The organism is Mycobacterium farcinogenes (assembly GCF_019739075.1).
GTDB lineage: Bacteria > Actinomycetota > Actinomycetes > Mycobacteriales > Mycobacteriaceae > Mycobacterium > Mycobacterium senegalense.
Genome location: NZ_CP081673.1, coordinates 4,612,961 through 4,630,994, shown reverse-complemented (window position 1 = coordinate 4,630,994; position 18,034 = coordinate 4,612,961). Strand labels below are relative to the sequence as shown.

Genomic DNA, 18,034 nt, shown 5'->3' with positions numbered 1-18,034 from the left:
CCGGATGCGGCTGGCCAAGCGACGGAACGTGGTTCAGAGCAGTCTCATTAGCGCTATTGGTTCGGACTCGACGCCTCGACCCAAGCCGGTTGATCGCCGGTTTGCGCGGCAATGAAGCCTTCGACGATGCGGGTGCAATCTTGGTGGGTGATGACGCGTAGACCGGTCATTCGGGCAAAGACCAGAGGGCCAACAAGTTGACAGAGTGCGAGTTCAATGTCGAGTTCGCCGAGTTGATCGACGCTTTCGGGGCTGTACAGGATTTCGTCGAACGGCCGTCGGTATTGTTCGATCACACGCATCCGCAGAGTGCCGGCACCGGCGTGTTGCACAGTGTTTGGTTCGTGAGTCTCGGCGGGGCCCAACGCGGCCCAGGCCAGGGTGGTGACTTGTACGGGCGCTTCGGCGAACAGGTCGGCTTGGCGGGAGAGCAGTTCGATGAGCCGCTCACGGAGGGTGCCGCTGGTCGGGGCGGGCGGGATGACTTGGGGCAGAAGGCGTTCGAAGGTGGCCGCGAGCAGTTGCGAGGAACTGTTGAAATGGCGGTAGAGGGTGGTGCGGGCGACCTTGGAGGCTTTGGTGACCGCGTCGATGGTGACGGCTTCGATCCCACCGGTTTTGAGCAGGTTGGCCGCGGCGTCGAGCAGTCGGGTGCGTGATCGGGTGCGGCGCGGGTCGACGTCGTCCTCGTCGTCGGGTGTCTCCGCGGGCTGCGTCCCCACCTGACCTCCTGATGTGTTCCGATTGCCGGTGCGTTGCCCCCGCACTCCCGGTTATGGTACCGATAGTAGCGCAGCGAAACTGCTAGTACCGGCGGTCCCGGGTCGGGACGCGGTGGCGGGGCTGCCCGGGTGCGAGGAGGCCGTGATGGGTGTTGATCAGCCGCAGCGGTTGCCGTCGCACACGCCGACCTGCATGGGCTGCGGGTCGGACAATCCGCACGGTTTGCAGCTGGAGGTGTTTCGGTGCGGCGATGAGGTGTTCGCTGATCTGGTGTTCGATGAGCGCCATATCGGTGCGCCGGGGCTGGCGCACGGTGGCGCGATCGCCGCGGCCTGTGATGACGTGCTGGGTTTTTCGTTGTGGATCGCGGCCACCCCGGCGGTGACGCGCCGTTTGACGGTGGACTATCTGCAGCCGGTGCCGTTGGGATGTACGCATCGGCTGACCGCGCGGATCGCCTCCCGCGAGGGCCGGGCGTTGCATGTGGACGGGGTGGGGGTCGGTGTGGACGGTGTCACCCGGTTCACCGCCTCGGCGGTGTTCATCACGGTGGATGCGGCCCATTTCGCCGCCCACGGTGACATCAGCGGTTTCGGGGAGTTGTTCGCCGAGCTGACCCGCTACGGTGGCGCCGGCCCCGACGCGGGGTCGCGGTGAGTGCGCCCACCGCCGCACCCCGGGACCGGGTGCGGCACCCGCGCCGGCCGGCGGACTCGGTGTTGGTGCGTCGCGAGGCGATCCTGGATGCCGCGTGGGCGGTAGCCTCAGCACAAGGTTTTGACGGTGTGCAGATGCGTGCGGTGGCCGCGCAGGCCGGCATTGCCGCCAGCTCCCTGTATCGGCATTTCCGATCCAAAAGCCATCTGCTGGTGACGGTGCTGGCCCGCGAATTCGAACGTCTCGACACCGAATTCGATTGCACTACCGGTGAACTGGCGCCGCAGGCCCGGCTGGGGCGGTTGACCACCCACCTGCACATGGCCTGGCAGGCCAACCCGCACCTGACCGAGGCGATGGTGCGTGCGTTCGTCGTGGCCGACTCCGAGGCCGCCGGCGCGATCGAGCACGCTGTCGCGGTGATCGAGGACATGCTGGCCCGCGCCCTGGGCGGGCCCACACCCAGCGCGCATGACCGTGACGTGGCCAGCCTGATCGCCGACGTGTGGCTGGCCAACCTGATCGCCGTCATCGGCGGCCGGATCGATGCGGACCTGGCCCGCGAGCGCATCGACCGCACAACCCGACAGCTGGTGCACGGCACCGACACCACCACTTAGCGATACTAGTAGTATCGCTGCGCTACTCCCAGTACCATAAAGCGACACAATGACGTGTCGAAAGGGACCCGGGCATGCATACCCCCTGGATCGAGCGGTGCACCGTTCAGCGTGTCTCGTTGCGCGACGGATTGGTGCTCGACCTCGACGATTACAACGAATTGGTGATCGCCACCCCGATCCGGCTGACCCTGCCGCCGATCGGTTCGTCTTATCCCGAAGAGCAGGTCCTCATCGACCCGGGCAACGTCTCGGTCCAGCAGCGTCCGTTGCTGGACCTGGCCGGCGCGGTGTGCACGGGCGCGTGGTGCGACGAGGGCGGCGGGTTGCACCTGGGTTTTTCCCGCGGGCATCGCATCGATGTCGCCCCCCAGGAGGCCGCGACCTCCTGGGAGCTCTACGGCAAACGCCACGGCTACATGGCATGCCTGCCCCGCGGGCGGGTGCGGGTGGTGCGCCACGACCTGCCCGACGACGAATCTGAGGACACCGCAAGTTAATTCACCCCCACCGCGCCCAGCCCCAACCATGGCCCGAAAGGTCGGCGCGGCCCTTCCGATCCTCGTGTGGGACTATTAGTATCGTAGCGATACCGATAGTTTCGTTTCTTGGGAGGCGTGGGGATGGGCGATCGAACCGGAGATGCTGGGCCTTCCCGTGGCCGGCGCGGCGTCGATCTGTCCGGATCTTCGGAATACAGCGCCCGGCTGGGTCGGCTCGCGGCGTTCACGGTGGGCCACAAGGCATTAGTGATCGGTGGATGGATCGCGGCCGCGGTGGTGCTGGCGCTGCTGTTCCCGCAGTTGGAGACGGTGGTGCGCCAACAATCGGTCGATCTGATCCCGCGTGATGTGCCCTCGTTTCAGACCGTGGACCGCATGAGTGAGGCGTTCGGTGAGCAGGGGTCCAAGACGATGCTGTTCGTCGCGATGCAAGACCCGGCCGGTCTGACCCCCGATAATCAGCTGCGCTATCAGGATCTGGTAGGGCGGTTGCGCGCCGATCACGACCATGTCCTGCTGGTCCAGGATCTGCTGGCCGACCCGGTCACCAGAACCCAGGCGGTCAGCGGTGACGGCAAGGCCTGGTATCTGCCGGTCGGGGTGGCCGGCACGCTCGGTGATCCCACCGCGGCCGAATCCGTGCAAGCCGTGCGCGATCTCACCGACACGGCATTCGCCAACACGTCCACCACGGCCTATGTGACAGGGCCACCGGCCACGTTCGCCGATCAGATCGCCTCAGCCGAGCACGACCTGGTGTTCATCTCGATCGCCACCGCCGGGCTGATCGCGCTGATCCTGCTGATCGTGTACCGGTCGGTGTTCACCGCGCTGCTGCCGCTGCTGGTGATCGGGATCAGCCTGGCCGTCGGGCGTGGGGTGCTCTCTGCACTCGGGGAAATCGGCATGCCGGTCTCGCAGTTCACCGTGGCGTTCATGACCGCGATCCTGCTGGGCGCCGGCACCGACTACACCGTGTTTCTGATCAGCCGCTACCACGAACAACGCCGCGCCCAGGTGCCCGCCGAGCAGGCGGTCATCGCGGCCACCGCCAGCATCGGCCGAGTCATCCTGGCCTCGGCCGGCACCGTGGCCCTGGCCTTTCTGGCCATGGTGTTCGCCACCTTGAGTGTGTTCGCCGGACTCGGCCCGGCCTGCGCGGTCGCCGTGGCAGTCGGATTCGCCGCCACCGTGACCCTGCTGCCCCCGGTGCTGGCGCTGGCGGCCACCCGCGGCATCGGCGAACCCAAACCCGACCGCACCCGACGCTACTGGAACAGCGTGGCCGTGGCCGTGGTGCGCCGCCCGGTGCCGCTGCTGGTCATCAGCCTGACCATCCTGGTGGCACTGTCGGCGGCCGCGGCGACCATGACCATCAGCTATGACGACCGCCAAGGACAGCCCGCCACTACCGCCAGCAACCAGGGCTATCAGCTGCTGGACCGCCATTTCCCTAAAGACGTCGTCATCACCGAATTCCTCGTCGTGGAAAACCCGACCGACATGCGCACCGGCAAAGGCCTGGCCGACCTCGACGAGATGGCCTCACGCATCGCCCAAATCCCGGCCGTGACACGTGTTTCCGGGATCACCAGACCGGCCGGGCAACGCCTCGACCAAGCCCAACTGTCCTGGCAGAACGGACAAATCGGCGACAAGATGGCCGACTCGGTCGCCCAGGGCAACGACCGGCGCACCGACCTGGACAAGCTCACCCACGGCGCCGACCAACTCGCCGGCGGCCTGGCCCAACTCGACACCACCGTGCGCACCGCGCTCACCCCCCTGGGCGGTGTACTCACCCAAGCCGGCGCCGCCGGTGAGAGCATGCAGCGCTTCGGCCCGCTGCTGCAACAACTCTCAGCCACCGCACCCGAGGTCGACACCGCCATCCAAGCCGGCCCCGGCATCCGACCCCTGGCCGAACGCGCCCAGAACGCTATCGCCGCCCTCGACCCGCTCGTCACCGCACTCAACACCTCACCGTGGTGTATGACCACCCCGCAATGCGCCCAGATCCGCGACCAGGTCAGTATCCTGACCACCCTGCGCGACGACGGATTCTTCACCCAGCTCGCCACCCTGGGCGACCAGTACAACCCGGCCACCAACGCCACCGTCACCGGCACCCTCACCGAAGTTCAACACACCGTGGCCACCATGAACAACGCCTTCAAAACCCTCGGCAACCCCGAGAACCTGGCCGCTGACATCGGCCGACTCCAACACGGCATCAGCCAACTGGCCTCCGGCGCACGCGCCCTGGCCACCGGCGTGCACACCCTGGCCGACAGCAACATCCAAATGCTGTCCGGGATGAGTCAAATCGCGGCCCAACTGCAAAACTCCGCCCGCGCCACCGCCGGATCCGATGCCGCCACCGGCTTCTACCTGCCCCCCGAAGCCTTCGACAACCGCCAATTCGCCGACGTCGCCAAACATTTCCTCTCACCCGACGGCAAAACCGCCCGCTTCGCCATCGACACCAGCACGGACCCCTACAGCGGCGAGGCGATGAACCTGGCCCGCCAGATCACAGACGTCGCCAACACCGCCCGACCCAACACCTCCCTGGCCCAAGCCACCGTCTCGGTTGCCGGATTCCCCGCCGTCAACTCCGACATCCAACGCCTACTCTCATCCGACTTCACCCAGCTGGCCATCGCCACCCTGGTCATCGTCGGACTCATCCTCATCGCCCTGCTACGCGCCCTGATCGCCCCGCTATATCTGCTGGGCACCGTCGTGCTGAACTACCTGGCCTCACTAGGCATCGGAGTCATCGTCTTCCAATGGATCCTCGGCCACGAAATCGCTTGGCCCGTACCACTATTAGCGTTCATCATCCTCGTCGCCGTCGGCGCCGACTACAACATGCTGCTCGTATCACGACTACGCGAAGAATCCACCCACAACATCCGCGTCGGCGTCCTGCGCACCGTAGCCACCACCGGCTCAGTCATCACCTCCGCCGGCCTGATCTTCGCTGCCAGCATGTTCGGCCTGATGATCGGATCGGTAGCCATCATGATCCAAACCGGACTCATCATCGGCTGCGGACTACTGCTGGACACGTTCCTCGTACGCACCCTCACCGTCCCAGCCATCGCCACCCTGCTCCGCCAAGCCAGCTGGTGGCCACACATGAACCGTCACCCCGCATCGATGCCAGCTAAGCATCTCACCGGTGTGGGCGCGCTGAGCGCAACACGCGGACCGCACCTCCAGATATCGGCGAAGTGGGGTGGCGTCTCACCTGGGGGCGACCATGTACGAAGAATGGATGTGGGGACCGATAGTGGAAACGGGAAAGCAGCTGACCCAGAATCGCTCACATCCGACAATTGATGACCGCGACAACCAACCCGGACGTAGAACCTACTTCGTGGTCACCCAGAGAGACAGAGCTGCTGCGAGTAGCATTGGGTATCCTGCAGGATCGTGGGTACCACGGCCTAACAGTGGAGGCTGTCGCGGGCGCTGCTCATGCCAGTAAAGCCACCATCTACCGGCGCTGGCCCTCGAAATCTGAACTGATCCTAGCGGCCGTCATCGAAGGCACCCGTCAGAGCGCTGTTGCACCCAACACTGGCACCCTGCGCGGCGACTTGTTGTGTCTCGGCCAGATCATCTACAAACAGTGCCGAGACCACGCCAGCACCATCCGGGCAGTGCTTGTCGAGATATCCCGTGATCGCGCGCTCAACAACGTTATGCAAGACCGGTTTCTTCATGAACAGAGAACCCTGGTCCGGCAGGTCCTACAGCAGGCGATCAGCCGCGGCGAGATCGGCGCGTCAACAATCAACGAAGAGCTCTGCGACCTGTTGCCAGGCTATCTGATCTTCCGATGCATCTTTTCCAACCGCCCGCCGACCCATCTCACCATCGAAACTCTGGTCGACAATGCAATCCTCCCGAAACTCATCTCAGCAACTGAATAGCTCCCGCGACGTCGGAGCCACTGTTGTCAGGGAATGCGAGTTCCGCGCTGGAGCGGCCTAGGTGTTGCCTACACGCTTGATACCAGTAAAGAAAGTTCTCACATCGCAGGTCAGAGGGCTGTTTTGCGGCGATGGCCCGGTGGTTCGGCGGCGGACGGAGGGTGAAGCGTAGCGACCGGCGCGGACGGGAGCGCCAGCGGACGGGAGCAGAGGGAGCGAAGCGAAGCCCGCAGGTAGCCGCCACATAGTGGTTGGAGATGGGTGGACGCTCAGTAAGTGCTGCTGCGGTGGAGATACTGCGACGTGATACTGGGGCTCGTAAGCTGGCTGGCATGAGCGGGGCGGTGGCGCAGCGTGCACGGCGGGAGGCCGAGACACGGCTGGCTGAGCAGCCGCGGCGGTTGGCGCATGTGCGGGGTGTGGCCGCTGCGGCGGAACGGCTGAGTCAGCATTTCGCCGGCGAGGCGGCGGATTGTCTGGTGGCGGCGGCGTGGCTGCACGATATCGGGTATGCACCGTCGGTGCGCCGAACCGGTTTTCATCCGCTCGATGGCGCGGTGTTCGTCCGGTCGGCCGGTTTCGGGGAGCTGGTCGCGTCGTTGGTGGCGTTTCATACCGGCGCGCACCTGGAGGCATCCGAGCGTGGCGTCTCCGGTTTAGGGGCTTTCGTCCAACCGCCGCGCGATGTGATGGATGCGTTGACGTTTTGCGATTTGACGACCGGACCTGACGGCACGCCGGTATCAGCTGAGGACCGCCTGCGTGAGGTGTTGGCGCGTTATGGACCGCAGGATCCGGTGCACCGGGCGGTCGATGCTGGCCGCGAGGAGTTGCTGGCGGCGGTGGGTCGGGTGCGCGGCTGGCTGTAACCCCTGCATGGGGTTAGCAGAGGTAGGGGCTGTCGCGGTGTTGCAGGTAGTGCTCGATCCGCAGACGCATCGAGGGATGCATGTCCAGGTCGGCGATGTCGTCGGGATCAGTCCAGGCGATGTCGGTGCTTTCGTGGTCGATGGCCAGCTCACCACCGAGCACCCTGGTGGTGAACAACAAGGAGAATTGTTGGCGGACTTCGCCATCGGTGAATGCCACGACGTGCCGCGGGTTGGTGTAGACACCGACCAGGCCGGTGATTTCGACGTCGAGCCCGGTTTCCTCTTTGACTTCGCGCACAGCGGTTTGTTCGATGGTCTCGCCGATGTCGTGTCCGCCGCCGGGTAGCGCCCACAGGGTGTTGTCGCGGCGTTTGATCAGCAAAATTCGACCGCGTTCGTCAGCGACGATCGCCGAAGCCGAGGGGACGACACTGTTAGGCCGTGGGGCGTTGGGGTCGTTGTAGTAGTCGGTGCGCATCGGCGGGTCAGCCTTTCGTCGTTAGGGGTGTGGCGTGGTCCCACACCTGGGTGAAGGCCTCTTCGAGGGTGGCCCAGAGCCGGGGTTCGTGGTGACGGGACAGTACGAGTACGGGGTTGTTGCGTCCGGGTGAGCCGTAGATGTGGAAGTTGACGATCATGGCGTCATCGACCCGAAAGATGGATGTGTAGAGCGTGGTGTCGTGGGTGCGGATGTCCAGTCCCGGGGTGCCGGCGTGTGGGGCGAGCAGCTCGACTGAGGTGCGGCAGCGGGCGATGACGGCTTCACCGATCCCTTCCTCCACGCCGCGCAGGATCATGGTGGCGGTGTCGGGGTCGCCGACGAGGAATCGCACCGCCACGCCGCGGGCGGCGGCGTCGAGCAGGGTGTCGAGGAATCCGTCGAGGGTGTCGAACAGGAACGTGGCGGCCAGCACGAGGATGTCGATGCTGGTGGTGGCGTCGGCGAAATGCTGCTGCCACGCGCTGATCGGTAGCTGGGTGCGGCTGGCATACAGGGTCGCGGTGAACGGGCCACTTGGTGACATGGTCGCCAATGCGCTCGCCATAGTAGGCGAGTACTGATTGGGCCACAGATCGTGCGGCGTGCAGCCCAGCAGCGTGGCTGCGCGCCGCGCGTTGTCCTCGCGGATGTTGTAGTTGGTGTTGGACAGCCAGCGGCGCACCGTCTTGACATCCACGCTCATCGCGGTGGCAAAGCGCTGCGGGGACAGTCCCTTGGCCTGCAGCCGCTGCATGAGGCGATTGTTGGGGATCGCGGCCGCCTTGCCGTCGTGATCGTCCATCGTCTCAGCGCACATCTTTCCGTGTCGTCTCCGTGTATCGCCAGCGCGTGGCGTCTAGTTTGCCATGCGCGTGGTGCCACCCCGCGGCGGTGATGCCCACGTGATGTCCACGGGTATGTCCCGGTGGTGTCCGGAATGTCGCCGGCGATGTCGGCAATGCCGCTAGATGTCCCTGGCTACGTCGGTGGTGTCCACGTGAACTGAGTTCAGCGCCGCAAGGGCGCATACGGTTCACGAAAGGAACTACAGGACAATGCGTTTGAGAATCGATACGTCAGGGACACGGTTCATCGTCACCCGTGCGGCTGAGCCGCGGCTGAACTTTGAGACCGGCAGCCCCAAAATCGACACTGCCACCGGGCTGCCGCAGCATTCGGTGCAGTTGCTGGCGTTGGATGACACTGGCGGCGAAGTGCTCAATGTGACGGTGGCCGGTGACCCGAACGTCGGGGTCACCCAACCGGTCTCGGTGACCAGCCTGGTGGCCATCCCGTGGGCGCAAGGCGATCGCAGTGGTGTGGCCTTCCGCGCTGATGCCATCACCGGCGCCACAGCCGGCGCCCCGGCGGGTGAGCCGGGGTCGCGCACCCAGAAATAGCACCCGCTGCCGAGGCGCGACACCAGCACGTGCCGCGCCTCGGCCCGGGTCCGCCGTCGACCACTGGCTCGTCCACGCACACACGGAGAACACACCGTCATGGCATCAAACAATAAGAACACCAACAACACTCAATCGGACAATGACGACTGGTTCGGCGATCTGGTCATATCACTGTTGACCGCCGCGGGATATCTGCTGTGGTGGGCCGTGCTGTTCCCAGCGATCAGTGTCCCGATCATCGCCAGCCTCACTCTCGGCATCACCCACGGACCCCGCGCCGGGATCGTCGGTGCCATCGCGTTCGGCGCCGGATATATGGGGTGGGCTTGGCTAGACCCAGGCTCGTTTTGCTCGTGGGTGACCGAACCTGTACGGCGCCGCTGGTTGACCTGGTCGCGCTACACCCGCACCTGGGAATCGACGTGCACCCTGCACGGCCTGACCGCCAAACTTGGTGAGCGCACCCTGACTCCGACCCTGCGCACCGTCACGATCGGTAGAACCACCGATGTGTTGGCGGTGCGGATCGTCACCGGCCAATCCCTAACTAACTGGCACCAACAATCCGAGGCGCTGGCCGCGGCCTGGCGCGCCGACCGGATCACCATCACCGCCACCACACCCGGGGAACTACGCATCGCGCTGATGCGCGGGGACGTGCTGGCCGAACCGATCGCGCTGCCCATGCCTACATCGTCGACTCCGGTGGATCTGGGATCGGTGCGGGTCGGGATCACCGAAACCCGCCACCACTGGCAGATGCCGCTGCTCGGGCATCACCTCCTGGTCGCCGGGGCCACCGGCGCGGGCAAAGGCAGCGTGCTGTGGTCCCTGATCGCCGGGATCGCCCCCGCGATCAAGACCGGGCTGGTCCGGCTGTGTGTCATCGACCCCAAAGGCGGCATGGAACTGGGCGCCGGCGCACCCATGTTCACCGTGTTCAGCCACGACGCCACCGACACCACCCTCCAACTCCTGCGCCAGCTCGTGAACGTGATGCACGCCCGCGCAAATCGTCTGCGCGGCCACACCCGCCTGCACACCCCGACACCGGCCGACCCGCTGTTTGTGGTCCTGATCGATGAGATCGCCGCGCTCACCGCGTATGTGACCGACCGCAAGATCCGCACCGAAATCGAACAACTGCTCGGGCTACTGCTCTCCCAAGGCCGCGCGGTGGGGATCTCGGTGGTGGCCGCAGTGCAAGACCCCGCCAAAGACACCCTGCCGGTCCGGCAACTGTTCACCGTGCGGATCGGGTTGCGGCTGACCGAAGCCACCCAAACCACCATGGTGCTGGGACAAGGAGCACGTGATGCCGGGGCGGAATGCGACCGCATCCCCGATGCCACCCCCGGTGTGGGCTACATGCTCATCGACGGCAGCACCCAATCCGTGCGGGTACGCGCCTTCCACGTCACCGACCACGACATCACCACCCTCGCGGCCCGATTCCGCCGCCCCGCGCGCCGGCCCAGTGGCGACCAGGCCTCAACGACGGGCGACAGTGACACCAACAGAGGTGCCAGCGGTGAATAGCTCCACACCACCGGCCCAGCTCGCCCTGCCAGGCATTCCGGACACGGTCGACACCACCCGGGTGGTCGATGAGATGGTGCGCCGCGCCTCCTCGATGGGATACGAATCCTGGTGGCGACGCGCGGAATCCGTCGGGTTCTGTGCCCATCCCATCCAACTCACGGGCACCGAAGACTACGGACGCCAGCAGGTGGTGTGGACCCGGTGCAACAACCGCCGCGCCCACATCTGCCCCTCCTGCTCAGACCTCTACGCCCGCGACACGTGGCAACTCGTGCACGCCGGCGCCGCGGGCGGCCACCACGACATGCCCGCCGCCGTCGCTGATCGTCCGCAAGTGTTTCTCACGCTGACCGCCCCCAGCTTCGGGGCCGTCCACACCACCACACCCACAGACCCCAGCGGATCCCGACACGGTGTGTGCCGCGATCATGACCGCATCGGTGGCTACCGGCGCTGTTCACATAGAAATCCATTGTGGTGCAGCACTATCCACGACCACACCGATCCACAGGTTGGCCAGCCGCTCTGCCGGGAATGCTACGACTATTTCGGGCATGTGCTGTTCACCTGGCATCTGCCTGAGCTGTGGCGACGATTCACCATCACCCTGCGGCGAGCACTCCGCAGGCATCTGAAAGCCGCCGGGGCCGATCCGGATGACGTGCGGGTCAGCTTTCTCAAAGTCGTCGAAATGCAAGCCCGCGCCATCCCGCACATCCACGCCCTGATCCGCCTCGACCCCTACGAGGATCCCGATCAGACCGGTTGGGAATCACCAATCAGTGCAACCGAACTCGCGATGATCATCCAGCACGCCGCCCGTACCGTCACCCTCACCGTCCACGACCCCACCACCGAGGGCGGCGTGCGGGTGATCGCCTTCGGTCCCCAAATCGATACCCAACCCATCACCGCACCCACTAACTCGACGAATGCGCTGACAGCAGAACATTGTTCACCGGATAGCCGGGCACTGTCGGGCCGGCGGGTTGCTCGCTATCTGGCCAAATACGTGACTAAATCTTTGGCCGATCTCGGGATCAGCGTCCGCCGGCTGTCCACCGAATCGATACCCGACCTGGATGTATCCGAGCATGTGCGGGCCATCCTGACCACCATCAGCGACCTCGCTGACAACGGAGTGTCGGGTATTCGGCGGTGGCTGCACACCCTCGGGTTCCGCGGGCACATCACCAGCAAGTCCCGCCGCTACTCGACCACCATGACCGCACTACGGCAACGCCGTGCCACTTGGACCCGCGAACGCTACGCGAAATCTACTGAACACAAGCATAATCCGGATCGTCGACACGGCGATGATGGCAATGATCTGGTGGCGTGGGAGTTCGACCGCGCCGGTCACGCCAGCCTCGGTGAGCGCACCCTCATCGTCAGCGCGGCGCTACGTCGGATCGACCGGCGCCGCACTGCCCGCGAAGCACTATTGCACCAGCGTGGTGATCTTCCTGTCGAGGTACCCGATGGCTAGCCGGGAGGTGCGATCCGCGGATAGGCAGACTGGAAAGTCTTACAGTCGTCAAGAATTCACCGCCTGGCTTGTCGAATCCTGTGAACGCCAGCACGTCGCGGTCACCATCACCAACCCGGCTGTCCTCGCTGACATCGCCACCCTGCTGCGGTAAGGCGCGGCACAGCGTCAGCTCAGTGCGACCAGGCCGTCACATTCTGACGCTGTTTCCTCGCCTGGTCACAGCGGTCCAATGCTGTTGGCTGGCAATTGATGTCAGGGCCGGCGCCGCAGGCGGGCGAACCCCCGGTTCGAGCCTTGACATCAACTGCCAGTCAACGAATAGTCGAAGGTGACCAGTGAAAATTGCACAACCGTGCACGCAGACGGCGTTCTCTGGAAGTAGGATGCGGATCCCGCGAATACTCCTGCACCAGGAGATTGCTCGGTCAGTCCGTTGAGCCCTTCGTCGATACCCAAAGGGATCGTCGACCGTTCCTATCAGGGTTCGCAAGTGAACATTGCTAGATTTGGTAATGCGCGGAATACAGCGGCATAAAAGCTTGGCTAGGTTTGGATTTCGACGGTTGTGCTGATCTGTTGGGCGACGGGAGCCCATAGGTCAACGTCGACGTGTGGGGATTCGATGCTGACGATGAGTGAGTAGTCAACGCCGTGGTTGCTTTGGTCGTATTTGCGTTGGTTTTTCCACCATCCCGCGACCGGGTACACGGCGATGGCTCCCTTGCTGGCGAGGTTGGCGGCTGGACCTGTCCAGATGTCGGTGTGTAGTGAGCCGGGGGCCTGCTGCAGGTTGCTGCCGAAGAACCAGCCTTTCTCGGTGTCGAGTGCAGGTGGGCGTTGCCCGTCGATACGTGCGCGGGTGTTGATGCGCTGGCGGAACGATTCGATGTTGTCCTCCGGGCGTCGGGTGGCGAACCGTAGGCCATGGGAGGGATAGATATAGCGGCCCGTCCAGCCGCGGCTGGAAGGGTTGGGTTCAACGAAGTAGGACAGGGTCACGCGCATGCGTACTTCGGTTTCGCCTAGCCCTTCGAGTATTTCGGTCGGCCATGGCAGTTGGTGGAGATTCATCTCCCGCACTTTGCCTGAGTTGCTGTCGCGGTCGCGCTCGTAGGGATGGATTCGGGCCTCTGCGATGAGGGTGAGCGCATCGGTGGCGCTACGCAGTGCGCGGGCCGCGTCGGGTACACCCATCCCGTAGCGGCGCAGCAGGCTGGCGAGGCGAGTCTTGTTCGATTCGGTGTTGAAGCGGTTGCGCATGGCGTCGGTCCACTGAGCCGAGTGCACGATCAACCCGCGGATGGTCTCGGGGCGCAGCTGCGGGTAGGCCTGGGAGAGATTGCCGGCGATGGCTGCGACCTGAGCGGTGGCGGCCGAGGTGTCTCGCGTCGCGGTGAAGAAACCGTGTCCCGGGCGTTGGAGGCGGGTTGTGAGCAGAGCGAGATTGGGCGGCGTATCAACGTCTGTGCGGTCCGGTGATACTGCGACGTTGCCGCCATCAGCGACCACATCGGGTTTGAACGGCCATTTCGTGCGGTCAAAGACTACCGACGTGCGGCTGACCGGGGATAGTTCACCCCTCTTGGCTACCGGCACGTAGCCGGCGAAATCAGCTGGTGCGCCGGACATGTCGTCACGATTGGAGTAAGCGCCAACCGTGAGCGCGTTCCACGACTGGGCGGGGTCTTCGACCGGCTCGACATCACTTCGAGCGAGGTGATCATCGGTGCCACGAAGGTCGCGGATGTTGCCGGCCGAGACGAGGAACAGGCGCGGGCGCCGCGGCTCGTCACGGTCGAGGTAGGTGAGCTTGGGATCGCTGTCATCGATGGCCCGGCCGAAGGCCAGAGCGTCGATCGCCGCCGACCACGACGTGGGTCTGCCGGTGTCGATTCGTGTGGTCGGTTCGGTGTCAGTTCCGTCGACGGAGGGGCGGCGCGCAGTGACCGCGAGCATGAACACGCGGCGCCGGGCGGCGGCTTGGATCTCTGGGCGGTCGACCGCGCGAGCAGTGATAGCACCGTAGAGATCACGATCGTTGTGGGCGTTATCGGGCAAGAACTTCACCGACTCCAGGCGGTGAGTCAATTGGACCGGCTGGGTGTCGACGAGTGCGGCGTGCAGGTCTCCGTAGAGGGCCAGGCCTGCCATCTCAGTTCCGTGCGATTGGACGGGCGTGGTCTGCCAGCGCGGGTCTGCGACGTGCAGGTCCGCGGCTCCAATCGAGTCGGTGAGCAGAGGGTGCGTGTCCTGCACGCCAGTGTCGAGGATGCACACCACCGCAGCATCCTTGTCGGCCATCCGTAGACGCGCGCGCAGATCGTCCACCCACTCGGTCTGCTCGGCGGCGGGCAGTTCTGTCAACAAAGTGGCAACGTCGTGCGGTCGGCGCAACTCGGCGATGTCGTCAACTGATTGAAACGTCTGCGCCAGTTGGTCTGCCGAAGCGTATAGCAACACTACGGTGCGGTCACCGAAACCCAGATAGTGCTCACTGGTGCGCAGTTCGTGTTGGACAACAAAGTCGCTGAATCTTGCTTGTTCGCGGCGGTCACGGTTAAGCAGCCACACCTCCCACCAACGGACTTCGGTGGGGTCGTCGGGAAACAATTCATCGGGATCGGTCCATAGTTCGCGGATCGTCGCTCGACGGATCGACTGGATACTCTCAATTAGTGCGGCATTGTCAGCCTTGGTCCGGTCTGCAGACGACACGTAGGCGTCCAACCGTTTGAGGAAGTACTCTTTCTTGCCCCGCGGGATGTACACGGTCGCCATCTGAACGATCCCGTCGGTGGTCTGCGTCTCCCGGACGGCGACCAACTCGGGCTGCTCACCAGAGCGCTGCGGGCCCAGACTTTGCAACGCCAGTTCCAAATCTGGAAACGACACAAACGTGACGTAGGTTCCTGCAGGCTCGATCTCATCGTCGGCTGTAGGCGCGACTGCGGCGTTGAATTCGTCAGTGAGGCGTCGGCCATGCCCCTTGCGATCGCCGGTGAACTCGTGCTTGTCGCCACCGCCACCAGCGCTGGCGAGCGTAAAGGACTCCGATACTGGCGCTACCGACACGACAAGGTGAGGACGATCTCGCTCTGCCATGACGTCTAGATCGCCGACTCGCCGTGGTGATTGGCACGCGGCCGTTCGTGCAGGGCGGCCACCAGGTCGTCGGTGCGCACCCGGGCCCGGCCAGCCAGAACTGTTCGCTTCGCCGCATTCTCTGCTGCAGTCGCGATCTCTCCGTGACTGAGCCCGCGCGCGGCAGCGACGACCCTCGGCCAACTCAGGTTGCCGATTTGGAACCGAGCGAGTCGGTTGCGGATGACGGCCTCGGTGGCCGCGTCGTCGGGCAGTGCGAAGTCCATCACTGTGTCAAATCGGCGATAGAGGGCGTTGTCGAGCAACTTGGGGTGATTGGTGGCCGCGATGATGATGCTGTCCGAGGAATCCTCTTCGAGGAATTGAAGAAAGGAGTTGAGGACTCGGCGGATCTCGCCGACGTCGTTGGGTGCGGCCCGATCTCCGGCAAGCGCATCGACCTCGTCGAACAAGTAGACCCCCCGCGTGTCGATGAGCGCATCGAAAATCAAGCGCAGTTTCGCTGCCGTCTCACCCATGTATTTGGTGATGATTGTGTCCAGCCGCACCGAAAACAGTGGAAGCCCCAACTCGCCGGCAATAACTCGCGCGGTTGAAGTCTTGCCGGTCCCTGGCGGGCCGGTGAGCAGCAACCGGCCCGCGGCCCGAAGACCGTGGCGGGCAAGCATGTCTCGTTGACGCTGCTCAAGCAATACATGCCGCAGGTGCTCGGCAAGACCCGGGGATAACACGAGGTCTGCCAGTCGAGACTCCGGATAGCTGACAGCGAGCAGAGAGCCCAGTTCACCCCGGGGCTGCGCCACCGGCACCACCGAGGCCACCCGCGACTTCACTGCACCACGCTTACGCAACTCGTCAACCAGGTCGCGCAGTTCTTGGGCGAACTTTGCGTGCCCAGCTCGTGCAGCTTTTGCAGCCACCTGCATCGCCACGGCGTAGAACTGGGGGTCGTCGCCCTCGGCGTGGCTCATGACGAGAGCCTTCAACTGGTCATTTGTCGCCACCGCTGACCTCCCTTCGGGTCAAACAACCGTCCTGACCAGCACGGCAGGCCCCGTGAGCTGAGTCTAACGGGCGTGATGACTGCTTCCCGACACCACGCCTGACGCAAGTACACCAACCTGGCCCGACGAGGAATGCCCGAATGCAGCGAATGCCGGGCGCCACACGCAAAGTCGTACGTGTTCTAAAGGCAAAGTTTCGGCATGTACCGACGGACGAGACGTTTACCCAACGGACGAGACGTTCTAAATCCGCCAATGCGGCTGTACCCGGTTGATATCCAACTTGCGCGACCCGGGCGTGCCGGGTGCGATGACGGCGTGATCGAGCACTGATTTGATGATGGCTTGTTGGCGGTCGATGTCAAGGTCATCCCACTGACCGCGCAGCACCTCGCCGCAGCCCACCAGATCCATCACCGCACTGGTGTCGGTGGCCTTGGCGATGTCGCGGCGGGCGCGGGCGATGCGGTCGGTGATGGGGTCGCGGGCAGCGATCCATTCCCGCGCCGACACCGCCCCCTCTGCATACAGCCCGGCCAATTCATCCAAGCGGGCCTGGTCGGCCTCCAACTGGGCGGCCAACGCGGCGACGTCGGCGTCCACACTGGACCTACCTGCTAATGCTCCTGCCAGCTGGGGTGAGTCCAGTCGGGTCAGCACCGCATCGGTGAGCAATTCCTCGACCGGCAGCGCCACCACGGTCAGTCGCCCGCAGCCACCGTGATCGGGACCTTTCAAACACACGTAGCGCCGCACCCGGTTAGTCGGATTGTTATGGCGGGCTTGGGAAAACAACCGATTCCCACACCGCCCGCACCGCAACATCCCCGACAGCAGGTAGGTGCGCGGGGCGCGAGTTTTCGTGACGCTGCGAGCAGTCATCCGGGCAAGGATGCGGTCGCGCTCGCCCGCGGTGATGATCGCCGGCCACGCCGCGGCGCCGATCACCTCACCATGATGCTCCCGGAGCCCGGCGATCCGTCCGGAGGCCAAAATGTTGCGCACCGTGGTGGTCTGCCACGACTTCGACGCGGGCGGGGCCACACCGGTGTCGCTGAGCCAGATGGTCAACGACCGGATCGACGCACCCGCGAGATACCGGTCGACCATCTCCCGCACGATCTTGGCTTCCTCAGGGCGCAGGGTAATTTTGTCGGGCTCGTATCCGAAAGGGCGCGCCGGGCCGTGCGGCAGGCCTTTTTCGGCGTTCTGCAACATCTTGCGGCGGATACGCGCGGATTTGCGGCCAGATTCTTTGGCGGCGAACGCGGCGAAAATCCGGGCCATGAACAACCCGTCATCGTTACCCAAATCGATGTCGGCGGTCACGGTAGCGACATCACGCACCCCGACCGACTCACACAGCGTCACGAAGTCTTCCAACTCGACCGGACGGCGATGTAGCCGGTCGAGGTTGTAGACGATCACCGCATCCCGCGCACCGGATTTCAGGTCATCCAGCATGCGGGCGTACTCGCGGCGCGGCTTTCCCGAATACGCTGAGACATCATTGTCGACGTACTCGTCACCGATCGGCCAGCCTCGCTCCGCGGCGAGCTTGCGGCAGTCTTCGAGTTGACGGGCGACCCCCAGGCCGGTGCCCTCCACATCGGCTGAGATGCGGGCGTAGATCGCCGCGGACCGCGCCCCGACACGCTGAGCTGGAGTTTTCGCTTTCCCCATGAGGGTAG

The 18,034-nt window shown here is 64.6% G+C and carries 15 protein-coding genes; 9 read left to right on the top strand and 6 right to left on the bottom strand.

The window, feature by feature from the left end; translation table 11 throughout:
* Positions 1–53: 53 nt before the first annotated feature.
* Positions 54–722: a TetR/AcrR family transcriptional regulator gene (locus tag K6L26_RS21985; protein ID WP_011725686.1), complete on the bottom strand. Its 669-nt coding sequence runs from the start codon at positions 720–722 to the stop codon at positions 54–56.
* Between the two features lie 145 nt (positions 723–867).
* Here K6L26_RS21985 and K6L26_RS21980 point away from each other — a divergent pair, with 145 nt between their 5' ends.
* The 6 genes from K6L26_RS21980 (at position 868) to K6L26_RS21955 (ending at position 7,316) form a co-directional block, all read left to right on the top strand.
* Positions 868–1,380 (top strand): PaaI family thioesterase, encoded by a 513-nt coding sequence (locus K6L26_RS21980; protein ID WP_031344738.1) that lies wholly within the window; start codon positions 868–870, stop codon positions 1,378–1,380.
* A gap of 59 nt (positions 1,381–1,439) precedes the next feature.
* Positions 1,440–2,000, top strand: a complete 561-nt coding sequence (locus K6L26_RS21975) for a TetR/AcrR family transcriptional regulator (RefSeq protein WP_005099718.1) — start codon at positions 1,440–1,442, stop codon at positions 1,998–2,000.
* Between the two features lie 74 nt (positions 2,001–2,074).
* Positions 2,075–2,500, top strand: coding sequence for a DUF6188 family protein (locus K6L26_RS21970; protein ID WP_003882618.1), 426 nt, complete (start codon positions 2,075–2,077; stop codon positions 2,498–2,500).
* Positions 2,501–2,623: 123 nt separating this feature from the next.
* Entirely contained in the window at positions 2,624–5,851 is a 3,228-nt protein-coding gene (locus tag K6L26_RS21965) for an MMPL/RND family transporter (RefSeq protein WP_024455269.1), read from the top strand.
* The gene (locus tag K6L26_RS21960; RefSeq protein ID WP_019732906.1) at positions 5,851–6,447 is read left to right on the top strand and encodes a TetR/AcrR family transcriptional regulator; all 597 of its coding nucleotides are present in this window, start codon (positions 5,851–5,853) and stop codon (positions 6,445–6,447) included. Before K6L26_RS21965 ends, K6L26_RS21960 begins: the two co-directional genes overlap by 1 nt.
* Positions 6,448–6,779: 332 nt before the next feature.
* A complete protein-coding gene (locus tag K6L26_RS21955) occupies positions 6,780–7,316 on the top strand; it encodes an HD domain-containing protein (RefSeq protein ID WP_019732905.1) in 537 nt (178 codons plus the stop codon).
* Positions 7,317–7,329: 13 nt separating this feature from the next.
* Here the strand turns inward: K6L26_RS21955 and K6L26_RS21950 are convergent, their stop codons facing one another.
* Positions 7,330–7,797 carry an NUDIX hydrolase gene (locus tag K6L26_RS21950; protein WP_011725682.1) on the bottom strand — a complete coding sequence of 156 codons (468 nt, stop codon included), beginning with the start codon at positions 7,795–7,797 and terminating at the stop codon, positions 7,330–7,332.
* A 7-nt stretch (positions 7,798–7,804) separates the two neighbouring features.
* Complete coding sequence (locus K6L26_RS21945) at positions 7,805–8,602, bottom strand: hypothetical protein (RefSeq protein ID WP_011725681.1); 798 nt, start codon at positions 8,600–8,602, stop codon at positions 7,805–7,807.
* Positions 8,603–8,855: 253 nt separating this feature from the next.
* Here K6L26_RS21945 and K6L26_RS21940 point away from each other — a divergent pair, with 253 nt between their 5' ends.
* From K6L26_RS21940 to K6L26_RS21930, 3 genes are all read left to right on the top strand, one after another.
* Entirely contained in the window at positions 8,856–9,200 is a 345-nt protein-coding gene (locus K6L26_RS21940) for a hypothetical protein (RefSeq protein ID WP_019732904.1), read from the top strand.
* Positions 9,201–9,299: 99 nt separating this feature from the next.
* A complete protein-coding gene (locus tag K6L26_RS21935) occupies positions 9,300–10,742 on the top strand; it encodes an FtsK/SpoIIIE domain-containing protein (RefSeq protein WP_019732903.1) in 1,443 nt (480 codons plus the stop codon).
* Positions 10,735–12,234, top strand: coding sequence for a replication initiator (locus K6L26_RS21930; protein WP_011725678.1), 1,500 nt, complete (start codon positions 10,735–10,737; stop codon positions 12,232–12,234). Before K6L26_RS21935 ends, K6L26_RS21930 begins: the two co-directional genes overlap by 8 nt.
* 546 nt (positions 12,235–12,780) lie before the next feature.
* Here the strand turns inward: K6L26_RS21930 and K6L26_RS21925 are convergent.
* The 3 genes from K6L26_RS21925 to K6L26_RS21915 all read right to left on the bottom strand — a co-directional run bounded on the left by K6L26_RS21925 (position 12,781) and on the right by K6L26_RS21915 (position 18,026).
* Complete coding sequence (locus K6L26_RS21925) at positions 12,781–15,339, bottom strand: S8 family peptidase (RefSeq protein WP_083015432.1); 2,559 nt, start codon at positions 15,337–15,339, stop codon at positions 12,781–12,783.
* A gap of 5 nt (positions 15,340–15,344) precedes the next feature.
* Positions 15,345–16,343, bottom strand: a complete 999-nt coding sequence (locus K6L26_RS21920; RefSeq protein WP_011725675.1) for an AAA family ATPase — start codon at positions 16,341–16,343, stop codon at positions 15,345–15,347.
* Between the two features lie 243 nt (positions 16,344–16,586).
* Positions 16,587–18,026 (bottom strand): recombinase family protein, encoded by a 1,440-nt coding sequence (locus tag K6L26_RS21915; RefSeq protein WP_011725674.1) that lies wholly within the window; start codon positions 18,024–18,026, stop codon positions 16,587–16,589.
* Positions 18,027–18,034 lie beyond the last annotated feature (8 nt).

Coding starts and splice junctions, on each gene's coding strand:
- K6L26_RS21925 (WP_083015432.1), bottom strand. CDS start 15,339: ATGGCAGAGCGAGATCGTCCTCACCTTGTCGTGTCGGTAGCGCCAGTA.
- K6L26_RS21950 (WP_011725682.1), bottom strand. CDS start 7,797: ATGCGCACCGACTACTACAACGACCCCAACGCCCCACGGCCTAACAGT.
- K6L26_RS21980 (WP_031344738.1), top strand. CDS start 868: ATGGGTGTTGATCAGCCGCAGCGGTTGCCGTCGCACACGCCGACCTGC.
- K6L26_RS21915 (WP_011725674.1), bottom strand. CDS start 18,026: ATGGGGAAAGCGAAAACTCCAGCTCAGCGTGTCGGGGCGCGGTCCGCG.
- K6L26_RS21960 (WP_019732906.1), top strand. CDS start 5,851: ATGACCGCGACAACCAACCCGGACGTAGAACCTACTTCGTGGTCACCC.
- K6L26_RS21970 (WP_003882618.1), top strand. CDS start 2,075: ATGCATACCCCCTGGATCGAGCGGTGCACCGTTCAGCGTGTCTCGTTG.
- K6L26_RS21955 (WP_019732905.1), top strand. CDS start 6,780: ATGAGCGGGGCGGTGGCGCAGCGTGCACGGCGGGAGGCCGAGACACGG.
- K6L26_RS21965 (WP_024455269.1), top strand. CDS start 2,624: ATGGGCGATCGAACCGGAGATGCTGGGCCTTCCCGTGGCCGGCGCGGC.
- K6L26_RS21940 (WP_019732904.1), top strand. CDS start 8,856: ATGCGTTTGAGAATCGATACGTCAGGGACACGGTTCATCGTCACCCGT.
- K6L26_RS21945 (WP_011725681.1), bottom strand. CDS start 8,602: ATGGACGATCACGACGGCAAGGCGGCCGCGATCCCCAACAATCGCCTC.
- K6L26_RS21935 (WP_019732903.1), top strand. CDS start 9,300: ATGGCATCAAACAATAAGAACACCAACAACACTCAATCGGACAATGAC.